This window comes from Nocardiopsis valliformis DSM 45023 (genome assembly GCF_000340985.1).
GTDB classification, from domain to species: domain Bacteria; phylum Actinomycetota; class Actinomycetes; order Streptosporangiales; family Streptosporangiaceae; genus Nocardiopsis; species Nocardiopsis exhalans.
Map to the genome: position 1 here is coordinate 213,167 of NZ_ANAZ01000008.1, position 21,780 is coordinate 234,946.

The window sequence follows — 21,780 nt, forward strand, 5'->3', positions numbered from 1 at the left end:
TGTTGCGCCGCGGCCGCAAATTTTTCAATCGCGACCACCACCCGCCGTCCTGCCGTTGAAGGAGCGGTCACCTCGCTGAACCAGGGGTTCTGGCCACCTCACCCCGCATCGTCGTGCACACTCGCGCTGCCCCGAACCCGCGCCGCGAAGAACGCACCCCTTCTGTGAACGAAAGGTCTGTGGCATGCACACACTGGATCTGGACCTGGAGCGGATCGCCCGGGCCGCGCAAGTGATCGACCCGGTCTTCCTGAACTCCCCGCAGTATGTGGACGAGCAGCTGTGCGCCGCGCTGGGGCGGCGGGTGCTGGTCAAGGTGGAGACCCTTAACCCGCTGCGCAGTTTCAAGGGCCGGGGCGTGGACCTGTTGGCTCGGGAACTGGCACCGGGCACCCGGATGGTGTGTACCTCCACCGGAAACTTCGGCCAGGCGGTGGGCTATGCGGCCACCCGCCGCGGGCTGAAGGCGGAGGTGTTCGTTCCGGCGGGGATCAGCCAGGTCAAACTCACGCGTATGCGTTCGCTGGGCGCGCGGGTGCACGAGATCCAGGGCCCGGATGTGGACGGGGCCGCCCGCGCGTTCGCCGCAGCGCACCCGGAGGCGGTCTTGGTCGAGGACGGCCAGGATGCCCGGATCGCCGAGGGTGCGGGCACCATCGGTGTGGATCTGCTGAAGGCGGGGCCGATCGATGCGGTGGTGCTGCCGGTGGGGGACGGGGCGCTGATCACGGGGGTGGGGCGTTGGTTGAAGGAGCACTCCCCCGCTACGCACATCGTGGGGGTGTGCGCGCAGGGCGCGCCGAGTATGGCCACCAGTTGGCGGTTGGGGCGCCCTGTGGGCACCGAGGGCGCGCACACCTTCGCCGAGGGGATCGCGATCAGTGACCCGATCCCGGCTTCGGTGGCGCGGATGCGGGTGCTGGTGGATCAGATGGTGGAGGTTTGCGATGCCCAGATACTCCAGGCGATGCGCACCGCGTTGGTCACGCTGGGGGTGGTGCCCGAGCCGGCGGGCGCGGCGGGGCTGGCCACGCTCATCACGGGCGCCAATGTCGACCAGGGGCTGCTTCCCCGGCTGGTGTCGGCTCCCTGAAGGGGGCTGGATGTCGGAGCACCCCTCTGAATAACGTTTCGTTGGTTACGTTATTAAGTAACGTTACGGGGTTTTCATGACGAAACGAATGCCCGCGGGGCCGGAAATCCTAACTTCCGATAACTCAACGTTCTAGGAAGTCAGCCCCTCAGGGGTGCCCCAAGCCCCTCTCTGCCCCCGCAGCGGCCCGCCAACGTTATTGAGACCAGGTCAGAGCCCCACACAAACGAGACGGGTACACCCCCGGCTGTACTGTCCGGTGGTGTACCCGCCTGCTGCCTCCCGCGCCTGCGCTACTACGGGGTGTGCGGTGCCTCCAGGACGAAGAAGAGGAACCCGATCTTGGTCGAGAACTCCTGGAAGTCCTCGGGGAACAACTCCCGGGCAGCCGGGTCGGGCTGGGGCTCACTGATCACACGCAGCTGAAAACCCGCGGCGGTGAAGGCATCGGTCATCGCGTGCAGGGGCCTGCGCCAGAACTTCATCGCCATCGGCCGCCCACCGAAGGAGAACTCGTCCCGGTAGCTGGTGGTCGCGAAGTAGTCGGGCCGCGGATCCTGGAGCGCGTAGTCCACGATCGGGTGGTTCACCGAAGCGATCAGCCTGCCGCCTGGACGCAGCACCCGCCGCATCTCGGCCAGCGTGGGCCCCCAGTCCCGCAGGTAGTGCAGCACCAGGGAAGCAACCACGTCGTCGAACGCACCATCGGCGAAGGGCAGGGGATCGGCCAGATCACCCACCCGCAGATCCGCCTCATCGCCCAGGCGCCGCCTGGCCAACGCCACCATCGAAGCACTGGCGTCGATACCGCTGACCCGGGCGCCGCGCTCGCCCAGAGCCGCCACCAGCGGGCCCGCCCCGCAACCCGCGTCCAGGATCCGCCGCCCGAACACCTCTCCAGCCAAGGACAGCATCGCGGGCCGCTCGTAGTAGGCGTTCCGAATGCCGCTTTCGTTGAGGGCCGCGTAGTCCTCGGCGAAGCTGTCATAGTCGTTCACCCGTACCGCATCCGAAGAGGGGGGTGTCTGATGTACCTCGGTTGCTCGATCCATCACCAAAACCTAGTACGCACCCGCTCCACCCACCAGAACCACCGGGCGCCTTCACCCAGCAGAGGGCGCCCTTGCGTCCCACTCACTCAACGGGGCGGTATGCCAACGCCACCCCCGCCCGCCCCTCGCCCCCGCCAACTCCACCCGGCCGTGCACCCACAACAGACTCCGCCACGCGTCCCCGCCGGGTTCCTGCCAGGGAAAGAGCCGAGCCAACACCCGGCGAGCCAGCTCCCGACCCGGCTGGAAATCCTCACCCCAACCGGTAGCCGCGTCATGGGTATGCACCAAGATCTCCGCGCACGCCATCGCCGCGAACCCCGAGGGGTCGGCCGCGCCCATCGGATGGAACCCGCGCGCACTCGACGGATGGGCGTCCACACTGATCGCGCACAACCGTGCCGCACTGTTCAAGGAAGACAGCAGCGCGCGGGGCTCGGCCTCCGCGCGCACCCCGACCTCGAAGGCGGCCCCATCTGCGGTGCCGCCGACCAGATCCAGGGAATACCACAACGGGCCCTGGGAGGCGTGGGCCAGCACCGAGGCCACGGTGAAATCCATCCCGGGAACCGCCACCGACCAGTCACGCCCCAGCCGGGCCTCCAGGAACTCCAGGGCCGTATCGGCCGCCGCCCGCACATCGTCGCCTCGCATGCGCGGGAGCTTAACGTTCACCGCCGACATTTCCCGCGGCCTCGGGGTGCGGTCAGCGCAACAGCCAGCGTCGGGTGAGTTCCCTAACCTCGGCGCGGGCGCGCTCGCCGTGGTCGGCGGCGACCACGTGGTTGCCGCCGACCACCGAGAAGGTGAGCAGGCAGCGCACCTGGACGCCCTCGGCGTCGGCGCACAACTCACCAAACAGTCAGCGCACCCTGCCCGGCCGGTCGAACCGCAGCCCCGGAGGCCGCTCGGCTGGTGTGTCCCTGAGCCTGCTGACGCCTGGCCAGCGGTTTCAGAGTGCGCTGGACGATGAAGTACTCCGCCACGAGCACGTTCACCAAGAACGAGGCCCAAGCGCTCGCGTGGTAGATGTCGGCGAAGCTCAGGGAGGGGAAGAACCCCTCCTGGAGTGCCAGGCCGGTCATCAGATAGATCCGCAGGCTCACCGCGGCGAAGGTGAGCGCGTAGTTGCGGATCATCCAGATGCGGTGCAGTTGGACTTCACCGCGGCGAATGGTGGTGTAGGCCTGGTAGAGGGTGTAAAGCCAGGCTGCGGTGAGGATGTAGAAGGCCACCTGTACCGAGAACCCACTGACCGAGTAGGTCGCGGCGAACAGGGCAGCGATCGAACCCAGAACAACGGAGACCATGTAGATCTGCCCGGAGACCCGGTGCGCCTTCGGGTAGCGGACACGAATCCGGGTGAGGAACTGGAACGGGCCGATGAGCAGCGCCAGCGAGCTGGGGACCGCGTGCACCGCGATGGTCACATAGTGCGAGGCGAACAGGTCGTTGAGCGGAATCTGGTTGCGTTCCACGCCGCCGACCAGATAGGTCTGCGCCGAGTAGACGGCGATACCGACCGCGGATGTGGCCAGAAGACCCCACAGGGCCCACCACCATCGTCGTCGCGTCGACTTGGTCATGCTGGTCAAGGTCTCCCCCACGTAGGAGTAGTAGGTGGCTGTCACCGACATGCTGCTGCGTGGGCGGGTTCGTTCGCGTCGGTGATCGTCGCCTAATCGACCGTTTCCCGCGGTTGGCCGAGTCCAGGCAGGTCCTTGAGCTGCCTGCGGGAGGTGATGTCGAGCTTGCTGAAGATCCTGCGCAGGTGGGCGTCGATGGTCCGCGGGCTCAGGAACAGCCGTGCGGCGACCTCTTTGGAGGTCTCCCCCGCCGCCACGCACCGAGCCACGTGGATCTCCTGCATGGTCAGACGGTCCAGGGGCCGCCCGGAGCGCTCACCCACCACCTCGCCGGTCGCTCGCAACTCGTTGGCCGCCCGGTGGGCGAAGGCCTCCATCCCCAGATCGGAGAGCATCCGATGTGCGGTGCGCAGTTGCTCGCGTGCGTCGCGGCGGCGGTTGCGGCGGCGCAACCATTCCCCGTAGCGCAGGTGTGACCTGGCCAGCCCAGGTGCGCAGGGGCTGCGTTCCAGCTCTTCGATGCCCTTGCGGTGGTCGGCTTCCGCCTCGGTGACCAGAGCCCGGGCGCTTGCCAGAACACCCTGTGCCCAGCTGGTCTCCACCGGATCGGTCCGCTCGGCCAGAGACTCCAGTGCGTCAGCGGCCAGACCCTCGCGCCCGCAGCGGGCCGCGGCCTCCACCAGTTCGGGGAGAATGATCCCGGGCAGGAACAGGCCTGCCTCCTGCGTCCCGCGCACGGCCGCATCCAGCGCCCGCGAGTAGTCTCCGAGCCCGTTGTTGAGCACAGCCCTGGCCCAGTGCATGTTGGCCAGGAGCTGTCCCCGGCCTCGGCGCTGCACCTCATCCAGGAGTGGGAACGCCTCCTCGCCGCGGCCGCGCATCGCGGCCAGATGAACGCGCGGGTACATCTTCGGTGCGTCCGCGAGGGCGTCGGCGATCGCCTCCTCCTCGGTGATGGCCGCGGCAGCCCGCCGCAAGTCGCCGGTGAGCACCGCGGAGATGGCCGTCTGGGCGAGAGCGAGCCTGCTCAGGGTCAGCGATCCGCTCTGTCGTGCGGTGCGCGTCATCCACTCGGTGATGCTGGTGTGCACGCTGTGGTCCCACAGGTCTGCGGAGACAAGGCTGGCCAACCCCGGATGGTGGGCCCACGCGGCGGCCTCACCGGTGAGCACACGGCGAACCATCGGCACGCCCTCCCGGTAACGCCCGCAGGCGAGCAGGCTCAGCGCGTCCAGAAGGTCGGGGGCCCGGTTCGAGGGGGCCGTGTGCGCGGCTTCGAGGACCTGCCCCATCACCCCGGCGGGCCGACCGGTCACCAGTGCCGTCTCCAGAGCGCTCACCAAGGAGGAACGCGCCAGCTCAGGGTCTGTGGCCTCCAGTCGGCGGGCCGCTCGCAGAAGAAGGCGCGGCCCATAGGCTCCCTTGTCACCACACACCACCGCGCTGTGCCCCACTACCCTCATCACCCGCCTGCGCCAGGCCGGATGCGTGTTCGCCGAACAGGAAGCGGGCATGATCACCACCAGCGCACGCACCCCCCAGGACCTGACGCGCATGGTGGACCAGCGCACCAGCGGCACCCCTCTCGAACTCCAGGCCCTGGCCCGCACCCGCCCCGGCGCCCTGGTCGTTGACCTGTGCTGTGGCACCGCGGCCCTGGGCGCCGTACTCGCCACCCGCCGGGAAGGGGTGCGCCTGCACGCCGCCGACATCGACGCGGCCAGTGTGCGCTGCGCCCGCCGCAACATCACCCACCTGGGCGGACAGGTCCACCACGGCGACCTGTTCCACCCCCTGCCCCGGGCCCTGCTGGGGCAGGTGGACGTGCTGGTGGTCAACGCCCCCTACGTACCCACCAAGCAGATCGCCCTGCTCCCCTGTGAGGTGCGCGAACACGAGCCCCACCGGTCCTTGGACGGCGGCACCGACGGCCTGGACGTGGTGCGCCGCATCGCCTCCCGGGCCCGCGCCTGGCTCGCGCCCGGCGCCCACCTGCTGGTCCAGGCCCACCCCGACCAGGTGGGCCCGGCCATGGACTCCTTCACCCGAGCAGGTCTGAGGGCGTCCTGGGTGACCTGCCCGGACACCGACACCTGTGCGGTCCTGGGCCTGCGCCCACCCGCCTGATGCCAAAGGCTGTGGTCGCGGCCCGCCCCGACCACAGCCACCCTCTGAGGACTTGCCTAGGCGTGAGCCAGGGCCCGGCCCAGGTGGTGTTCGACGATGTCGAGCATCTCCTGCCGGTCGGGGTAGTCGCCCTCCAGCAGACGCAGCGGTGCGGCCACCAACGACAGGTGGTGGGCCAGCATGTACAGGTCCATGCGGGCCGGGTCCAGGCCGGGCCGCTCCAGGCACTCGTACAGGTCACCGAAACGCAACCTCAGGAAGGTGTGCTCCCACTCCGCGTCGAAGTACATCAACCCTTCGATGTCGATGAGCACCGGGTTCTCGTCCTCGTCCACCAGCACGTGGTCCGGGCCCAGCTCCCCGTGGATCACCCCGTGCTCGGAGCGCGGCTCCACCCGGTCAAAGAACTCACCCAGCCGCCGCTCCAACCGGGGTGCGACCCGGGCCAGCTCGGGGCGCCGCCGCGCACCCTCCGCCAGATCAACCAGGGCCCGATCCAGCACCACACTTTCGCACGAACGATCGTGCAGCAAAGGCCGCGACACCTTGCCCACCCCCATCTGCACCGGCACAGCCATGGCGGTGAGCGCTTCACCCAACCGCCCCAACACCCGCACCACCAGGGCGGGGTCACCGTGAGCGATGTGCTCCTCCAAGGTCGGGCCGCGCACGTCCTCGACGACGGCCACGTCAGCGTTGAGCTCAGGGTGGTCGCGCTCCACCAGGTACACCCGCGGGCTGCGTACCCCCACCAACTCCAGGACCTGGGAGGCGCCCACGAACAGATCCACTCCGTCGGCATGGGCGAAGGGGTCACCATCGGGGTCGGGGGAGCTGCACATGTCCTGGGGCCAGAAGTTCTCCGCCGCACCCCACACATAAGCGATCACCGAGGAACCCTCCTCCAGCTCCAACCGGTACACACCCTTCTTGGTACCGCCGCGCAACCGCTCCAGCCCGCTCACGGTGACCTCCCGTTGCAGGGCGCGCCCCACCAGGTCCTGCAACGGGAGGATCTGGGCGAACTCTCGGGCACTGCTCATGACAAAGACTCCCGGGGGGGGTAAAGGGGGAAGGAGGGGAACCGCCAACCCTAGTGCCGGGCCCCACCGGGCGCACCGGGTTTCCCATCGCCCACACCCCGGGCCCGCGACAGGGGCGGGCTTATCAACCCCTGGCAGGGACAACGCCCCCTGGTGTTCACGCTGCGTTATCCACGACTCGTTAGCATCACCCCCGTCCCCTCCCCGCACGGAAGTGACCCCCATGACCCTCTCCCCCCGCCCCACGGCCCCTCAGGCCCCGGCCCGCCGCCCCCTTCGGATCCGACACGCCCTGGCACTGCGCTGCCCGACCTCGCCCGGCAAAACCACCGTGGCACTGAACCGTTCGACTTCCCGCGCTCTGATGAACGAGTCCACCCTCCTCCAGGACAACCAGGACAACCGTGTGACCGGCACGCCCTGATCCCCAGCCACCGAACTTCCACCGCACCTTCTCCCCGGGGGCGCCCAGGCCACGTGCGGGTGGCCCGGGCGCCCCGCCCCCACCGGTGAACACCAAAGGGGGCACAGAGCTACCCACGCCCTGTACCCCCTCATTCCCCGCCCGTTCACGGATTGGGCCCCTACCGCAGCCCAATCCCCTCAAGGCAAACCCAGCGTCCGCGCCCCTTCACCACACAGGCTCGACCTGCACGACCTGCTCGTCCTGCCCGGCTCGGGCCAGAGCCTGCTCCGCCTCGGCCATGACCAAGTCGGCGTTGATCATCGCCCCCGCCTTGTTGCCCGCCGCGGCCGCACCGATCACCTGCTCACTCACCGAGGTGACGTTACCCGCCACCCACACCCCCGGCACCGCGGTGGCACCCATGGGGTCGGACTCCACATAGGTGCCCATCAGGTGCTCGCCCATCCACTGCTCGCTCACCTCCAAACCCAGGTCGACCAGCAGCTCAGAGCGTGAACGCATGAGCGTGGGCACCACGACCGCGTTCACCGCCACCACCGCACCGTCCTGGGTGCGCACCCCGCTCACCCCGCCCGGTCCCGACTCCACGGCCCGGACCGGGCTGTCGATGACGGTGATGCCGCGCGCGGCCAACTTCTGCCGCTCCACCTCACCCAGCCCGGTGCCGGGGTGGGCGAACAACGTCACCTGATCACTCCACTGCCGCCACAACAAACTCGCGTGCACGGCCACGGGCCCGCTGGCCACCACCGCCAACGGCTGGTCGCGCACCTCCCAACCGTGGCAGTAGGGGCAGTGCAGCACCCCGCTGCCCCAGTGCTCGGCCAGCCCCGAAATGTCGGGAAGCTCGTCCACCAGCCCGGTGGTGACCAGCAAACGCTGGGCCGCCACCACCGCACCGTCCTCACACTCCACCACGAACCCCTGATCGATGCGCCGGACGGCCACCACCCGACCCGACTCGACCACACCCCCATAGGAGGCGACCTCCTGGCGGCCCTTGGCCACCAGGTCAGCGGGAGGTATGCCCTCCATCCCCAAATAGGCGTGCACCCCCGCCGCGGGGGCGTTACGCGGCTCCCCGGCATCGATGACCAGGACCGATCGTCGTGCCCTGGCCAGCGCCAACGCCCCGGCCAGCCCGGCGGCGCCACCACCAACGACCACGACCTCAAAGCTGCGTACGGGTTCGTTCATGGATGTCTCCTTCGCTCGTGACACCCATCCTGCGCACCTGACCAACTGCTGACAACAAACCTTGCCAAAGCAGCAAAACCACAGATATCAGCGGCCCGCCCACTCCATCACCTAGGCTCCCCCACCATGGACAGCCTGTGGAACACCGACACCGTCTGGCTCAACACCGCCCAGTACGGCATCCCACCCACCACCGCCCACCAAGCCCTAACCCAGGCCACCCACGCCTGGCACACCGCCACCGCCGACCCCCACCACTGGTTCCAAGCAGTAGAAGACACCCGCACCCGCTTCGCCCAACTCATCAACGCCCCCACCGAAGACATCACCCTGGGCGCCACCACCTCCCAACTCGTGGGCACCATCGCCGCCTCCCTCCCCCAAGACGCCCACATCCTCGTGCCCCAAGGCGAATTCACCTCCACCACCTTCCCCTTCCACACCCACACCGACCGCGGCCTGACCGTACACACCGCACCCCTGCACGAACTAGCCGAACACATCACCCCCACCACCACCCTGGTCGCCTTCAGCCCCGTGCAATCAGCCACCGGAACCCTGGCCCCCACCGACCAGATCCTGGCCGCCGCCCGCACCCACCACACCCTCGTCCTCGCCGACGCCACCCAAGCCGCAGGCTGGCACCCCCTGGACGCCACCCGCTTCGACGCCCTGGTCTGCTCCGCCTACAAATGGCTCATGGCCCCCCGCGGCCTGGCCCTGGGCTACCTGTCCCCCACCCTGCGCACCCGACTACGCCCCACCAACGCCGGACCCATGGCCGACGCCACCCCCACCACCGCCTTCTACCGCGACCACTTCGAGCCCGCACCCACCGCCCGCGCCTTCGACCTGTCCCCCAACTGGTTCGCCGCCGTGGCCGCAGCCCCCGCCCTGAAGGTCCTCCTCGACCACGGCGTCGAACACGTGCACGCCCACAACACCCACCTGGCCGACCGCTTCCGCGCCCACCTGGACCAACCCCCGGCCCGCTCGGCCATCACCACCGTGGACATCCCCGACGCCCTGCACACCCTGCGCGAAGCCGGGATCGTGGCCACCCAGCGCGGCGGACAGACCCGGTTGGCCTTCCACCTGTACAACACCGAAGCCGACGCCGACCTGGCCGCCAAGGCCCTCACCGCCTGAACACCCCGAGCACGACGAAAGGGGGCTGGGGCGCCCTTTGGCACACCAGCCCCCTTCGCCCCTTCACCAGGGCGCGGCCCCGCTCAACTTCAGGGGACGATCCCCGCACGCTCAGGGCGCACGTTGCCCATCACCCGCTTGACGGCGATCTCGATCACTACCCGGTCCGGGTTGGGGCGCGGCTGCCGGTACCGCTCGGCGTAGCGCCGCACCGCCTCGGCCACCGCACCTTCCTCCCGCGAAACCGTGGCCTCACCCTCGAGCGTGGACCACCGGCCCCCCTCCACCTGGCACACCGACACCCGCGTACCCGGCCGGGCAGCCAGGTTGGTGGCCTTGTAACTGGAGGCGAAGGTGATCACCCGCGCCAGATGCCGCTCAGGGTCATAGGTCACCCCCACCGGAACCTGATGGATACTGCCGTCCGGGCGCGGCGAAGCCAAAGTACACAGGCGGTACTCGCTCCAAAACACCAGGAAGGGATCCTGCTCCCCCACCTGCTGGGCCTCCTGGGCCAAAGACACGGGGTCGGTGGATGAAACACGGTCGGGCACGAGGGCTCTTCTCCAAACTCCGGAAACATACGAAACACCAGCTTCCCAGCCCCCCACCAGCTCACAAACGCGGCTCCCCCACCCGCGCATCCAGATCCACCCACCCCCGATAACCCGACGGCGACGCACAGTACACCCACCCGCCCGGAGCCAACCGCCCATCACCAACAAACCGCCGCGCCAACTCCTCCTCCGCACCCCCATCGCCCCCATCCGCGGCCACCACCAGACCCGCCACCTCATCGGTCAACGCACTCTCACCCCACCGACCCATCGCACCCCACCCGTCCCACAACAACGTCTCCACACCCAACCGGTGCGCCACCTCCAACCACACGTAGTCACGCACCAACCACCCACCCCGCAACATCGGCAACCCCGGATCCACCCCGAACCCGCTCCCCTCCACCTCACCGGAGCGCACCGCCAACCACACCGCCGACGCCCCCGAAAACGCCACCTCACCCACCACACCCTCATGGGACAAATCCAAAGGGTCCACACCCCACCCCACCTCCGGGTCCAGCTGGGGGTCCGCCCACACCCACCGCTCCCCGTCCCAGTACTCCACCACCACGTGATCGGTACCAAAATCCCGGTTCAGATAAGACGCGAACCCCACCCGCGAGCGCGCCGCCACCCCGTGCTCGCGCAACGCCGCCACCGTCAACACCGCGAAATCCCGACAGCACCCCACCAACGGCTCGGCCCGCTCCACCGACCACTCCCGCCCGTCCCGGGCGGCGTCGGTGGCCAACAACGCCTCCACCCACCGCAGGTCGATCTCCTCCCACCGCTCACCCACACCAACCCGCCCACCCGACCTGTAGTGCGTCAACACCTGCCGCACCCGCGCACCGATCCCCGCCACCTCCGAGGGCAGGGCCACCAACACCTCCCGGTAGCCACCCGGGTTGGTGAAGGGGGTGTGCGCACGCCACCGATCCACCCCCACCGGGGCGGGCACGCTCCTCACACCCGCCCCGACCGAACCGTCCCACTCCCGCCCGGCGCGCACACCCCAAGTGCCCCCACCCGCGCCCTCCCCGCCCTCCTTCACCCAGGCACCACCCGCAACCGCGCCGTTCTCACTCACACCCACACGACCTTTCACCACACCTGACCCAGAACACCTGTCTCACCAAACCCAGACCCAGCAGCCCTCAGCTCCGGGCCACCGGCCGCGCCACCCACGCGAACACCTCCCCCTCACCCACCGACTCCCACGGCCGCACATACACCTCCCGAAACCCGTCCACCGAACGCAGACTCCGCTCGACCAACCCCCGCTCCACCGCCGCATAAGCCCTCATGATCCGCGGATAGAAACAATCCCGCCGCACCACCGCGGACACCAACCACACCCCCGCCTCCTCCCACCGCAACGACACCCCCCGCTCCGGCCACGCCACCCCCTCATAAGGCACCGACACCTCGATCAACGCCGCCCCATCAGGCGAAGGCGTCCCGTGGTAGATCACCCACGTCTGCTCCCCGCACCGCGCACCCTGGCCCACCAACACCCGCCGCACCCGCTCGGCCAACCCCAGATAGGTCTCCACCAGCTCCTGCAAACCCACCCGCGCCCGCGCACAGGCCACCCTCACTCCCGGCACCGTTTCCAACGAGGTCGACCACACCCCCTCGCCCGACTCCTCTTGCGGACCCGACCCCCGCATCGCACCGGCCCTCTCCGGGCTGTGCTCACCCACCAGGTCGCACACCCTCTCGAGCATGGCCTGCCGGGAACGCTCCACCTCCTGGCGCACCCGCCACCAGGCCCGCACCAACCCCACCGCCTCCGCAGGCGAAGCCGCCACCACCTCGGCCACCACCGACAGCGGCATGTCCATCCGTCGCAGCTCACGCACCCGCACCGCCTCACCGACCTGCTCGGGCAGGTAGAACCGGTACCCGTTGGCCGCCTCCACCCGGTGCGGCACCAACAACCCCGACCGCTCATACAGCCGCAACGCCTTGGGGGACAGGCCGCTGCGGCGCGCGAACTCCCCGCGCGTCAGCTCCAGCGGCTCCGATGACTCGCTCATGCCCCTGAGTGTGAACCCTGCCCCAAGGGCACGGTCAACCCGCGCTCCACCCCGCCGCCCCCGGCCGGGACCCAGGCCACCCCAGCGCACCGACCAACAGTCGATGCCCGCGCACGGTGAGCGATAACATCAGCGCCGGACCAGACCGGGCCGCACCCCGGCCAAGACAACAACCGCGCAGCGCCCCGCTACGCACCGGTCCGCAAGCGCTCACCCACCAGGTGGCCCAACCCCGACCCCCACCCCCTGATCGGAGCCACGCACGTGTACCCCACCAGCACCCCGCACACCAACGGCTACCTGACCGTCAGCCAAGGCCACCGCGTGTTCTGGCAGGAAGCCGGCAACCCCCACGGCACCCCGATCCTCATGGTCCACGGCGGCCCCGGCACCGGTGCCGACCCCCGGTGGTCCGCCTTCACCGACCCCGACCGCTACCGGGTGATCCTGATCGACCAACGCGGTACCGGCCACAGCACCCCCAGCGCCGGCGACGTGGACACTGACCTGTCCACCAACACCACCGCCCACCTCATCGACGACTTCGAAGCCCTGCGCACCCACCTGGGTATCGAACGCTGGCACGTCCTGGGCGCCTCCTGGGGAAGCTGCCTGGGCCTGGCCTACGCACAAACCCACCCCGACCACGTCATCTCCTTGGTGCTGTTCGCCGTCACCGCAGGTACCCGCACCGAGATCACCTGGATCACCCACGACATGCGCCGCGTCTTCCCCGACCAGTGGGAGGACTTCTACGCCGCCGCGGGGCCCGATGCCGACCCCCGTGCCCTTCCGGCCGCCTACGCTCGCCTGCTGGCCGACCCCGACCCACACATCCGTGACACCGCCGCCAAGGCCTGGTGCCGGTGGGAGGACACCCACGTGGCCACCGCCCCCGGCTTCACCCCCGACCCCCGCTACGACGACCCCGACTTTCGCTACACCTTCGCCCGTGCCGTCACCCACTACTGGGCCAACGACTGCTTCCTGGCCCCGGACCAGCTCCTGGAGCAGATCCCCCAGGTCGCGCACATCCCCGCCGTCCTCATCAACGGCCGCCTAGACATCAGCGGCCCCAGCGACACCGCCTATGACCTGGCCCGTCATTGGAAGGCCGCCGAACTGGTGATCGTGGGCAACGCCGCGCACACCGCCAACACCGGGGGGATCGGCGCGGCCGTGGTGACCGCCACCGACCGCTTCGCCCACCTGGACTAACACACCCGCACACACCAAAGCCCTGCGAGGCCGCCACCTCGCAGGGCCCACCCACACCCCTTCGGGGGCTTTCGTCTGGCTCGCCTCAGGCCAGCGACCGCACCAGCTCCACCACCCGCTCTAGCTCGGCCTCGGTGTTGTAGTAGTGCACCGAAGCCCGCACCACCGCTTGCGCCCCGCCCTGCCCCTGTGCCGGTTCCTGGGCCCATACCTGGTCCGCGGGCCTCGACAGGCTGGTGCGCACCCCTTGTTCACGCAACGCCTTGACCACCCACGCCGATTCACGGCCCGCCACCGAGAACGTCACGATCCCCGACAGCTCCCGACCCCGATCGTGCACCCGCACCCCCGCCACCTGCCCCAACTGTGCGCGCAACAGCCCCGCCAAACCCCCGATGCGCTCCCGGGCCCACCCCATCCCCACCCAGCGGGCGTAACGCGCGGCCACCCCCAACCCGATCTGGGCCGCCACCGCGTGCTCAAAAGACGCGAACCCCGCCGCCCCGGGCGCCACCCGGTACTCTTGCGGCCCGCTCCACTCACCACCGATGTGGTTGACCAGCAAAGGCTCACCCAACCGGGCACCCGAGCGCACGTACAAAAACCCCGTCCCCCGCGGAGCCCGCACAAACTTACGACCGGTGGCCGAGAGCAGATCACACCCGATCCGCTCCACATCCACCTCCCACTGACCCACCGACTGGCACGCGTCCAACAGATACCTGACCCCGAACCTGCGACACAGCACCCCCACCGCCTCGGCCGGGTTCACCAGACCGCTGTGCGTGGGCATGTGGTTGATCGCCACCAAACCCACGTCCCCGCGCGCCAGCTCCGCCTCCAACACCCCCAGGTCGAGCACCCCCTGGGCGTCGTCGGGCACCACCTGCACCCGCACCTCGCGCAGCCGGGCCATGCGCAACAACCCCACACCGTTGGAGGCGTACTCGCTGGTGGTGGTCAACACCCGCTGCCCCGGCTCCAACTCCACCGCGCCCAGGGCCTGCGACCACGCCTGGGAGGCCCCCTCGAAGAACACCACCTCGCCCGGGTCGGCACCGATCAGCCCCGCCACCTGCTCACTCGTCTGGGCCAGCGCCCCCGCGGCCAGGTCCTGGGCCTCATAACCACCCACCCGCGTCTCCAGCTCCAGGTGCTCCACCACCGCCCGGTGCACCTGGCGGGGCACCAGTGAGGCCCCCGCGTTGTCCAAGAACACCACCCCCGCACACCCCGGGGTGTCCTCACGAAGCTCCGCCACATCCACCACAGCCCACTCCCTCACACCGGCCAACCTTTACCGCAGGCACCCTGCCACACCTGGCCCGCACACCGCACCGGCGACCTCGGCCACCACCACCGGCCCACCACACCGGGCAGCCCGCGCGGACCCGGCTGCCGCACCGATGTGGCCCACACCGCCCCCACACCCACCCGCAAGCGGCCCGCGCACCCCCACCCATCAGCCACAATGGCCAACAACCACCACACCCCCCACCCCGAAAACCCAACGAAAAAGGTGCCCGGCAGCCATGGCCATCCCCAAAGCCGAACTCCACATCCACATCGAAGGCACCCTGGAGCCCGAGCTCGCCTTCCACCTGGCCGACCGCAACGGCATCACCCTGCCCCACACCGACATCCAGGCCCTGCGCGGCGCCTACTCCTTCACCGACCTGCAGTCCTTCCTCAACCTCTACTACGAGCTGATGGACGTCCTGCGCACCGAAGCCGACTTCCACGACCTGGCCGAGGCCTACCTGACCCGCGCCGCAGCCCAGGGAGTGCGCCACGCCGAGATCTTCTTCGACCCCCAGGCCCACACCGGCCGCGGCGTCAGCCTGGACACCGTCATCAACGGCCTGGCCTCGGCGTTGGACACCAGCCTGGAGCGCCACAACATCTCCACCAGCCTCATCCTGTGCTTCCTGCGCGACCGCCCTGCCCAAGAGGCCATGGACACCCTGATGGCGGCCCGCCCCCACCTGGACCGCATCAGCGCCGTAGGTTTGGACTCGGCCGAGGTCGGCAACCCGCCCGCCAAGTTCACCGACGTCTTCGCGGCCGCTGGCGACCTGGGCCTGCGCCGGGTGGCCCACGCCGGTGAGGAGGGCCCGGCCTCCTACATCTGGCAGGCCCTGAACCTGCTGGGCGCCGAACGCATCGACCACGGCATCCGCTGCCTGGAGGACGCCGAACTCGTCTCCCACCTGGCCGCCACCCAGATCCCGCTGACGGTGTGCCCCTTCTCCAACGTGCGCCTGCGCCCCGTCAACACCCTGGCCGAGCACCCCCTGCCCGCCCTGATGGAGGCGGGCCTGCTGGTGACCGTCAACTCCGACGACCCCTCCTACTTCGGCGGCTACGTCCACGACAACTACCTGGGATTGCAGGAGCACCTGGGGTTGGACACCGAGCAGCTGCGCACCTTGGCCCGCAACTCCTTCACCGCCTCCTTCCTGACCCAGGAGCGCCGCCAGGCCCTGCTGGCCGAGGTCGACGCCTACACCTTCTAAAACCCCAAAAAAGGGGGCCCTCGCGCACAACGCGAAGGCCCCCCTTTTGGGGTCAGGGGTCAGCACCAGGTCACCGACTGGCCGTGCTCACCGGTGTAGGCCACCACCCGCCCATCCACCACCATCGTGAAGTTGGTCGGCTCCGGCGGCTGCACGTGCTCCCAGTCAGGGAAGACCCGCCCGCCCTCGTTGGAGATCCAGTGCCCGGGCAGCTCACCCATCATCTGCTCCAGCTGTCTGCGCTCCTGCACCGACAGGTAGGCGGCCACCGCACTGTGGAAGACCACCAACGTGGCATCCTCGGGCGCCTTGGCCGCCAGCTCCGGCAACGCCTCCAGGAGGTTGCCTGCCACCAACAACGGCGGCTCCGCGGCGGCCACCGACGCCGCGGCCCGCAACCGCTCCACCCGCCCTGCCCGGGTCCTCCCGGGCCAGATGAGCGACTCCAACCAGCGCACGTCCGACTCACTACCGGCATCGAGCGGGTTCAGATCCAACCCCGCCCGCCACACCACCCGCGGCACCGTCTGGGGGACCGGAACCGGCCCACGTGTCTCACACTCCAGCAGCACCGGGCTGTGCGCCGGGCCGATCGGCGCACCGCCGTCATAGGAGTACCGGTACTGGTCCGGGTACAGGCACAGCCCCGCCGAGGCACCCACCTCGATCAACGCCAACGGCCCCTCCCACCGGGCCAGCACCGGAAGCAACGTCGCGCACCGCCGCACCTCGTTGGTCTGGGTCATGCGCTCCAACACCACCGCGCGCACCCGATCCCAGTGGGCCACCACCCACTCGGCGAACACCGCGAAGGAGTCGGTGGGCCCACCCAGAAAACGCACCGCGCCCAACAGCAGGTTGGGTTGGCGCTTGTTACCCGCGGGCAGCGACAGCACCAGATCCAGCATCTGCTCGTCCTCGGCCACACCCAGAGCGATCCGCTCATAATCGGGCGAGCCACCAGCGGCGTAGTTGGCCGCGAAACGCCGGTAGGCGGCGACCATCCTCTCGCGCTCGGAGTCCGCTTCCACGCTCAACTGGCACCCTCTCTCGCCAAGACAGCACGTGCACGGCAACCTACTCCCCGCTACCCCCGCGTCTTCACACCGCCCCCGCACCCGCACGCTCCCGGTAGTGCGAGGGCGCACACCCGAGCACCCGAACGAACGCCCGCCTCATACCCTCATCGGTACCGAACCCGCACCCTCGCGCGATCGCCGCCACCGGAGCCGACCCCTGCTCAAGACGCCGACGCGCCCACTCCACCCGCACCCGCTCCACGTACCGCCCTGGACTGCACCCCACCTGGGCGGTGAAGACCCGCGAGAACTGGCGCACCGACAACCCCGCCCGCTCCGCCATCTGCGCAAGCGACCACCCCTGCCCCGGGTCGGCGTCCACCAGGTGCTGCACCTGGCGCACCTCGGCCCGCTCCGCGCTCTGGGTCGTCAACTGGGTGGACCACTGAGCCTGCCCCGCCGGACGGATGAGGAAGACCACCAGCATGCGCGCCAGTTCCAGCGCCACCTGCCGCCCCAGGTCCTCCTCCACCACCGCCAGGGCCAGATCGATGCCCGACGTCACCCCGGCCGAGGTCCACACCTGCCCTGAGCGCACGAACACCGGGTCGCGCTCCACCTCCACGCCGGGAAACTCGCGGGCCAGGCGTTCGCAGTGCCGCCAGTGTGTGGTGGCCCGCCGCCCCTCCAGCACACCGGCGTGGGCCAGCACGAAGGCGCCCGAGCACACCGAGGCCACCCGCCCCGCCCGCCCCGCCAGCTCCCGTACCGGGTCCGGGTGGTGGGCGCCCTCACCCCCGGCCACCACCAGGGTGTCGACCCTGCCCACCTGCTCCAGCGCCACCGAGGGCACCAACCCCAGCCCGCTCGAACACCTCACGCTCGCCCCGCCCAGGGAAGCGGTGCGTACCCGGTAGCGCGACCCCGCAGCGTGGGCTGCCCCGGCCCACACCTCCAAAGGGCCACTCACGTCCAGACTCTGCACGCCGTCGAAGACGACGATGACCACCTCGTGGTGGGCGCTGTGCTCGCTGTTGTGCTCCATGACCGCTATCCCACCAAGCCCCCACCAAAGGTCACAAGGTCACACACCCCAACGATCCGGCCACCCACCCCACACCACCAAAAAACCCAGAAAAACCGACAAAAGCCCCCGTCAAGCTGATGCCCTCCTCACCCACCCACCCCTAACCTGAACCAACGAGACCAAGGACACGAACAGATAACAAGAACTCTCACACGCCCGGGACAATCCCAGGCAGGAGACGACCACCCACACGAACGGACACCCGTGAGGCTCTCCACCCGCCACCACCTACGACACACCACCCACCACACCCCACCACCCACCACACCCCTGCTCCAGCTCCACGACGTGTCCCTCACCCACAACCACCACACCCTCATCCACCACCTCGACCTCACCCTGCACCCCGGCCAACACATCGCCCTCCTCGGCCTGCCCACCACCACCGCCCACGCCCTCACCCAACTCCTCAACCACCACACCCCACCCACCACCGGCCACATCACCACCCACACCAAAATCCACACCACCCACCCAAACGCCACCCTCGCCCAAACCATCACCGGCCACACCAACCCCGACCACCACGACCCCTACCTCGCCCACACCCTGACCACCACCCACCTGAACCCCCACCACCTAGACACCCCCACAGCCGACCTCGACCCCGCACTCACACCCCACATCCACCACGCCCGCACCCTCCACGCCCACCACACCGGAGCCCACCTCCTCCTCATCAACCAACCCACCACACCCACCCCCAAACCCACACCCACCACCGCCCACCTCACCCTCACCAACCACCCACGCCTGACCCGCAACGCCGACCACATCCTGCTCCTGAACAACGGACGCATCACCGAAACCGGCACCCACCACCAACTCCTCGTCCGCGGCGGCGCCTACGCACGCCTGTACGCCCTCCAAAGCACCCAAACCCCACACCCCACCACGCCCTAAACTGGGGCCCGTGCCACCCATCACCAAGGAACTCACCGTCGGCCAGGTCGCCGAACGCGCCGGAGTCGCCATCTCCGCCCTGCACTTCTACGAACGCCAGGGCCTCATCCACAGCCGCCGCACCACCGGCAACCAACGCCGCTACCGCCGCGACACCCTCCGACGCGTCTCCTTCATCCGCATCTCCCAACGCGTGGGCATCCCCCTGGCACGCATCCGCCAAGCCCTGGACCAACTCCCCGAGAACCGCACCCCCACCCGCGCCGACTGGGCCGCAGTCTCCGCACAGTGGCGCGACGAACTCGACGCCCGCATCACCCAGCTCATCCGCCTACGCGACGACCTCACCGGATGCATCGGCTGCGGCTGCCTCTCCCTGGACACCTGCGTCCTCTCCAACCCCGAAGACGAACTCGCCGCCACCGGCCCCGGACCCCGCCGCCTCATGGTCGACCCCTTCAAGGACGAGGACTAAAGCCCCAGGGCCCCCACCGGAGCCACACCCCGCCACAGAGAAAAGACCCACCCCACACCCCAGACACGACAAAGGCGGCGACACCCCACCCCAGGGGCACCGCCGCCACACCAACAAGTCCTACCGAACTCTCACCAACCCAGAGCCCCTACAACCCAGAGGCCTCATCACGACCGCGCCGGGCCAGCTCGTCCGCGCGTTCGTTGCCCACGTCACCGCTGTGCCCGCGCACCCACTTCCACTCCACGTCATACCGGGCGGCCACCTCGTCCAGGCGCTGCCACAGGTCCACGTTCTTCACCGGCTTCTTGTCCGCGGTCTTCCACCCGCGCTTCTTCCACCCGTGCACCCACGACGTGATGCCGTTGCTGACATAGGAGGAATCGGTGTGCAGCAGCACCGGAACGTCACGCTTGAGGCTCTCCAGCGCCTGGATGGCCGCCATCAGCTCCATCCGGTTGTTGGTGGTCTGCGCCTCGCTGCCGAACATCTCGCGTTCGTGTTCCCCGTAGCGCAGCCACACACCCCAACCACCAGGTCCGGGGTTGCCGCTGCACGCCCCGTCGGTGTAGATGACCACACGTTCCGTCGACCCCTGGTCGACCTCGTCCCCGTTGTGCATGCCGGGCAATCTACCGCCCTCCCGGGTCACAAAAAGGCCACAGCCCCCACCATCAGGGCCGCTTTCAGTGCCAATCCACCCCAATGGAGCCCACAAACCGGCCATTGCGGACCACCGACCCAACCAAAGGCGCCCCAAGCCCTCAAAAAACCAACCACCCAAAATCATCACCCACAGCAATAACCCCAGAACACAAAGCAGGGGCGCGCCAGGAAGAACCCGACACGCCCCCGCCCAAGACCCAGGGAACCACCCCGGCTACCCCGCCAGTTCGCGCTCCAGCTCCTGGGCGCGCTCCTCCCGGCGGGCGAACACGTTGTCCGCCATCTCGTTCATCTTCTTCAGCACCCGCTTGCGCTCACGCGCCGAGAGCCGGTCGATGTAGAGCTTGCCGAAGGTGTGGTCGGTCTCGTGCTGCAGGCAGCGCGCGAAGTAACCGCTACCGCTGAGCACCACCTCGTTGCCGTCCTTGTCCAGCCCGCGCACCGTGGCGTGCTCGGCCCGCCCCAGATCCGCGTGCGGCCCGGGCACCGACAGGCAGCCCTCGTTCTCCACCACCACCGCGTCATCCAGGTCGCGCTCGTCCAACACCGGGTTGACCACGTGCCCCACGTGCCGTACCCCGTCATCATCGGGGCAGTCGTAGACGAACACCCGCAGGTCCACACCCACCTGGTTGCCGGCCAGGCCCACACCCTCGGCCGCGTACATCGTCACGAACATGTCGTCGATCAGCTGCGCCAGCTCGGCTCCGCCCAGCATCGACTCGGGGACATCGGCGTTGACCCGGTGCAGAACCTCCTCACCGGTGACTGTGACACGCAGGACACGACCCCGGGCGGCCTCGGGGGCCAGCTCCGGAAAGTCCGACACCTCCCGGCCCTGGACAACGGTAATGGGCACGGGCATGGACTGCTCCGACATGGTCCTACTCTCAAGGCGGGCTCAAGGGGATTCGGTGGCCACAACACCACCAAAGACGAAAAATAGCACGAACCGGCAGGTCACCCCAGCACACGACAGCCAAGGCCCCCCGGCCCCACCCGCACCGGCCAGCGCTAACGGAACCACGCATTGCCCTGGATGAAGCACCGGGCCAGGTAGTCGCGCAACGACACCACCACCAGCCGCCTGCGGTCACTCTCATGATCCCACACCACGATCCCCGGACCGTAGTCCGTGTGAACGTAGGCGAACTGCGGCCCCATGTCCGAGTCACCGAAGAAGATCATCTCGTCGAAGGGCGCGTACAACTCCAGATAGTCCGGCTCCCCGCGCATCGCCAGGTTGTCCTCCACCAACCGACGAGCACTCCACACCACCGCGTCCCCGTACTCGTTGGTCACCCCGTCCGTCTCCCTCAACAGGGAGGCCAACTCGAACGGCAAGGGCAGCATCAAATGCTTCTCGACCTCGGCCAGGGTCACCTCGTCAGCCGGATCACTCAGATCGGCCTCGGGATACATCTCCAGGATCAGTTCACGCCACACACCCACGATCATCACAGGTCGTGGCAAGACACGGGAAATCGCGGACGGCGAGTTGCGCCGAAAATCGACCGAATCCCCACCCCCACCCCACACAAAACACCACTCACACGCCACAACCACCCCACACCGAAACCCGGACCTACCCCGACCGACTCACCTCCAGACCACCCCACC

Annotated in this window: 24 protein-coding genes; 8 read left to right on the top strand and 16 right to left on the bottom strand. The window is 69.0% G+C overall.

The genetic code is table 11. The features are described from left to right. Positions 1-184 precede the first annotated feature (184 nt). Positions 185-1,093: a threonine ammonia-lyase gene (locus tag D457_RS0109110; protein ID WP_017580347.1), complete on the top strand. Its 909-nt coding sequence runs from the start codon at positions 185-187 to the stop codon at positions 1,091-1,093. Between the two features lie 296 nt (positions 1,094-1,389). Here D457_RS0109110 and D457_RS0109115 read toward each other — a convergent pair whose 3' ends face one another. From D457_RS0109115 to D457_RS0109135, 5 genes are read right to left on the bottom strand one after another with little or no spacing between them, the layout of a single operon-like run. Next, positions 1,390-2,145: a class I SAM-dependent methyltransferase gene (locus tag D457_RS0109115; protein WP_026116482.1), complete on the bottom strand. Its 756-nt coding sequence runs from the start codon at positions 2,143-2,145 to the stop codon at positions 1,390-1,392. Between the two features lie 51 nt (positions 2,146-2,196). After that, positions 2,197-2,799 (bottom strand): maleylpyruvate isomerase N-terminal domain-containing protein, encoded by a 603-nt coding sequence (locus D457_RS35320; RefSeq protein ID WP_026116483.1) that lies wholly within the window; start codon positions 2,797-2,799, stop codon positions 2,197-2,199. A gap of 52 nt (positions 2,800-2,851) precedes the next feature. Then, positions 2,852-2,995 (bottom strand): hypothetical protein, encoded by a 144-nt coding sequence (locus D457_RS36125; RefSeq protein WP_017580350.1) that lies wholly within the window; start codon positions 2,993-2,995, stop codon positions 2,852-2,854. 1 nt (position 2,996) lies between these two features. After that, complete coding sequence (locus tag D457_RS0109130; RefSeq protein WP_017580351.1) at positions 2,997-3,782, bottom strand: DUF2306 domain-containing protein; 786 nt, start codon at positions 3,780-3,782, stop codon at positions 2,997-2,999. Between the two features lie 41 nt (positions 3,783-3,823). Continuing rightward, positions 3,824-5,071, bottom strand: a complete 1,248-nt coding sequence (locus D457_RS0109135; protein ID WP_017580352.1) for a LuxR family transcriptional regulator — start codon at positions 5,069-5,071, stop codon at positions 3,824-3,826. A gap of 82 nt (positions 5,072-5,153) precedes the next feature. Between D457_RS0109135 and D457_RS0109140 the strand changes: the two genes are divergently transcribed. Next, positions 5,154-5,858: a methyltransferase gene (locus tag D457_RS0109140; RefSeq protein WP_017580353.1), complete on the top strand. Its 705-nt coding sequence runs from the start codon at positions 5,154-5,156 to the stop codon at positions 5,856-5,858. 56 nt (positions 5,859-5,914) lie between these two features. On the opposite strand, the gene D457_RS0109145 is transcribed toward D457_RS0109140, so the two are convergent. Beyond that, entirely contained in the window at positions 5,915-6,901 is a 987-nt protein-coding gene (locus D457_RS0109145; protein WP_017580354.1) for a phosphotransferase family protein, read from the bottom strand. Positions 6,902-7,124: 223 nt separating this feature from the next. Between D457_RS0109145 and D457_RS0109150 the strand changes: the two genes are divergently transcribed. Continuing rightward, on the top strand, positions 7,125-7,325 hold the full coding sequence (locus D457_RS0109150) for a hypothetical protein (RefSeq protein ID WP_017580355.1): 201 nt from the start codon (positions 7,125-7,127) through the stop codon (positions 7,323-7,325). Positions 7,326-7,532: 207 nt separating this feature from the next. Here the strand turns inward: D457_RS0109150 and D457_RS0109155 are convergent, their stop codons facing one another. Next, entirely contained in the window at positions 7,533-8,525 is a 993-nt protein-coding gene (locus D457_RS0109155; protein ID WP_017580356.1) for an NAD(P)/FAD-dependent oxidoreductase, read from the bottom strand. Between the two features lie 126 nt (positions 8,526-8,651). On the opposite strand from D457_RS0109155, the gene D457_RS0109160 reads away from it, so the two are divergent. Continuing rightward, entirely contained in the window at positions 8,652-9,674 is a 1,023-nt protein-coding gene (locus D457_RS0109160) for an aminotransferase class V-fold PLP-dependent enzyme (RefSeq protein ID WP_017580357.1), read from the top strand. A gap of 89 nt (positions 9,675-9,763) precedes the next feature. Here D457_RS0109160 and D457_RS0109165 read toward each other — a convergent pair whose 3' ends face one another. From D457_RS0109165 to D457_RS37455, 3 genes are all read right to left on the bottom strand, one after another. Beyond that, positions 9,764-10,198, bottom strand: a complete 435-nt coding sequence (locus tag D457_RS0109165) for a pyridoxamine 5'-phosphate oxidase family protein (protein WP_026116484.1) — start codon at positions 10,196-10,198, stop codon at positions 9,764-9,766. Between the two features lie 91 nt (positions 10,199-10,289). Next, complete coding sequence (locus D457_RS0109170) at positions 10,290-11,324, bottom strand: transglutaminase-like domain-containing protein (protein WP_239646048.1); 1,035 nt, start codon at positions 11,322-11,324, stop codon at positions 10,290-10,292. Between the two features lie 67 nt (positions 11,325-11,391). Then, complete coding sequence (locus tag D457_RS37455) at positions 11,392-12,276, bottom strand: MerR family transcriptional regulator (protein WP_017580360.1); 885 nt, start codon at positions 12,274-12,276, stop codon at positions 11,392-11,394. Between the two features lie 264 nt (positions 12,277-12,540). Here D457_RS37455 and pip point away from each other — a divergent pair, with 264 nt between their 5' ends. Further along, on the top strand, positions 12,541-13,494 hold the full coding sequence (gene pip / locus D457_RS0109180) for a prolyl aminopeptidase (RefSeq protein WP_017580361.1): 954 nt from the start codon (positions 12,541-12,543) through the stop codon (positions 13,492-13,494). Positions 13,495-13,579: 85 nt separating this feature from the next. Here the strand turns inward: pip and D457_RS0109185 are convergent, their stop codons facing one another. After that, positions 13,580-14,779, bottom strand: coding sequence for an aminotransferase class V-fold PLP-dependent enzyme (locus D457_RS0109185; protein WP_017580362.1), 1,200 nt, complete (start codon positions 14,777-14,779; stop codon positions 13,580-13,582). A 247-nt stretch (positions 14,780-15,026) separates the two neighbouring features. On the opposite strand from D457_RS0109185, the gene D457_RS0109190 reads away from it, so the two are divergent. Next, positions 15,027-16,010 carry an adenosine deaminase gene (locus tag D457_RS0109190; RefSeq protein ID WP_017580363.1) on the top strand — a complete coding sequence of 328 codons (984 nt, stop codon included), beginning with the start codon at positions 15,027-15,029 and terminating at the stop codon, positions 16,008-16,010. A gap of 59 nt (positions 16,011-16,069) precedes the next feature. Here D457_RS0109190 and D457_RS0109195 read toward each other — a convergent pair whose 3' ends face one another. Both D457_RS0109195 and D457_RS0109200 read right to left on the bottom strand, forming a co-directional pair. Next, complete coding sequence (locus D457_RS0109195; RefSeq protein WP_051072904.1) at positions 16,070-17,014, bottom strand: DUF2332 domain-containing protein; 945 nt, start codon at positions 17,012-17,014, stop codon at positions 16,070-16,072. 97 nt (positions 17,015-17,111) lie between these two features. Then, positions 17,112-18,074, bottom strand: a complete 963-nt coding sequence (locus D457_RS0109200) for a GlxA family transcriptional regulator (RefSeq protein WP_017580365.1) — start codon at positions 18,072-18,074, stop codon at positions 17,112-17,114. Positions 18,075-18,320: 246 nt separating this feature from the next. Here D457_RS0109200 and D457_RS0109205 point away from each other — a divergent pair, with 246 nt between their 5' ends. After that, positions 18,321-19,019 (top strand): ATP-binding cassette domain-containing protein, encoded by a 699-nt coding sequence (locus D457_RS0109205; protein WP_017580366.1) that lies wholly within the window; start codon positions 18,321-18,323, stop codon positions 19,017-19,019. 10 nt (positions 19,020-19,029) lie between these two features. After that, on the top strand, positions 19,030-19,494 hold the full coding sequence (gene soxR, locus D457_RS0109210; RefSeq protein ID WP_017580367.1) for a redox-sensitive transcriptional activator SoxR: 465 nt from the start codon (positions 19,030-19,032) through the stop codon (positions 19,492-19,494). A 148-nt stretch (positions 19,495-19,642) separates the two neighbouring features. On the opposite strand, the gene rnhA is transcribed toward soxR, so the two are convergent. From rnhA to D457_RS0109225, 3 genes are all read right to left on the bottom strand, one after another. Further along, entirely contained in the window at positions 19,643-20,116 is a 474-nt protein-coding gene (gene rnhA, locus D457_RS0109215) for a ribonuclease HI (protein ID WP_017580368.1), read from the bottom strand. Positions 20,117-20,374: 258 nt separating this feature from the next. Then, a complete protein-coding gene (def, locus tag D457_RS0109220) occupies positions 20,375-21,040 on the bottom strand; it encodes a peptide deformylase (RefSeq protein ID WP_017580369.1) in 666 nt (221 codons plus the stop codon). 134 nt (positions 21,041-21,174) lie between these two features. Next, a complete protein-coding gene (locus tag D457_RS0109225) occupies positions 21,175-21,618 on the bottom strand; it encodes an SMI1/KNR4 family protein (protein ID WP_017580370.1) in 444 nt (147 codons plus the stop codon). Positions 21,619-21,780: the final 162 nt, after the last annotated feature.

Coding starts and splice junctions, on each gene's coding strand:
- def (WP_017580369.1), bottom strand. CDS start 21,040: ATGTCGGAGCAGTCCATGCCCGTGCCCATTACCGTTGTCCAGGGCCGG.
- D457_RS0109190 (WP_017580363.1), top strand. CDS start 15,027: ATGGCCATCCCCAAAGCCGAACTCCACATCCACATCGAAGGCACCCTG.
- D457_RS0109150 (WP_017580355.1), top strand. CDS start 7,125: ATGACCCTCTCCCCCCGCCCCACGGCCCCTCAGGCCCCGGCCCGCCGC.
- D457_RS0109145 (WP_017580354.1), bottom strand. CDS start 6,901: ATGAGCAGTGCCCGAGAGTTCGCCCAGATCCTCCCGTTGCAGGACCTG.
- D457_RS0109110 (WP_017580347.1), top strand. CDS start 185: ATGCACACACTGGATCTGGACCTGGAGCGGATCGCCCGGGCCGCGCAA.
- D457_RS0109225 (WP_017580370.1), bottom strand. CDS start 21,618: ATGATCGTGGGTGTGTGGCGTGAACTGATCCTGGAGATGTATCCCGAG.
- D457_RS0109115 (WP_026116482.1), bottom strand. CDS start 2,145: ATGGATCGAGCAACCGAGGTACATCAGACACCCCCCTCTTCGGATGCG.
- D457_RS0109155 (WP_017580356.1), bottom strand. CDS start 8,525: ATGAACGAACCCGTACGCAGCTTTGAGGTCGTGGTCGTTGGTGGTGGC.
- D457_RS0109195 (WP_051072904.1), bottom strand. CDS start 17,014: ATGGTCGCCGCCTACCGGCGTTTCGCGGCCAACTACGCCGCTGGTGGC.
- D457_RS35320 (WP_026116483.1), bottom strand. CDS start 2,799: ATGCGAGGCGACGATGTGCGGGCGGCGGCCGATACGGCCCTGGAGTTC.
- D457_RS0109200 (WP_017580365.1), bottom strand. CDS start 18,074: ATGGAGCACAACAGCGAGCACAGCGCCCACCACGAGGTGGTCATCGTC.
- D457_RS37455 (WP_017580360.1), bottom strand. CDS start 12,276: ATGAGCGAGTCATCGGAGCCGCTGGAGCTGACGCGCGGGGAGTTCGCG.
- D457_RS0109130 (WP_017580351.1), bottom strand. CDS start 3,782: ATGTCGGTGACAGCCACCTACTACTCCTACGTGGGGGAGACCTTGACC.
- rnhA (WP_017580368.1), bottom strand. CDS start 20,116: ATGCACAACGGGGACGAGGTCGACCAGGGGTCGACGGAACGTGTGGTC.
- D457_RS0109160 (WP_017580357.1), top strand. CDS start 8,652: ATGGACAGCCTGTGGAACACCGACACCGTCTGGCTCAACACCGCCCAG.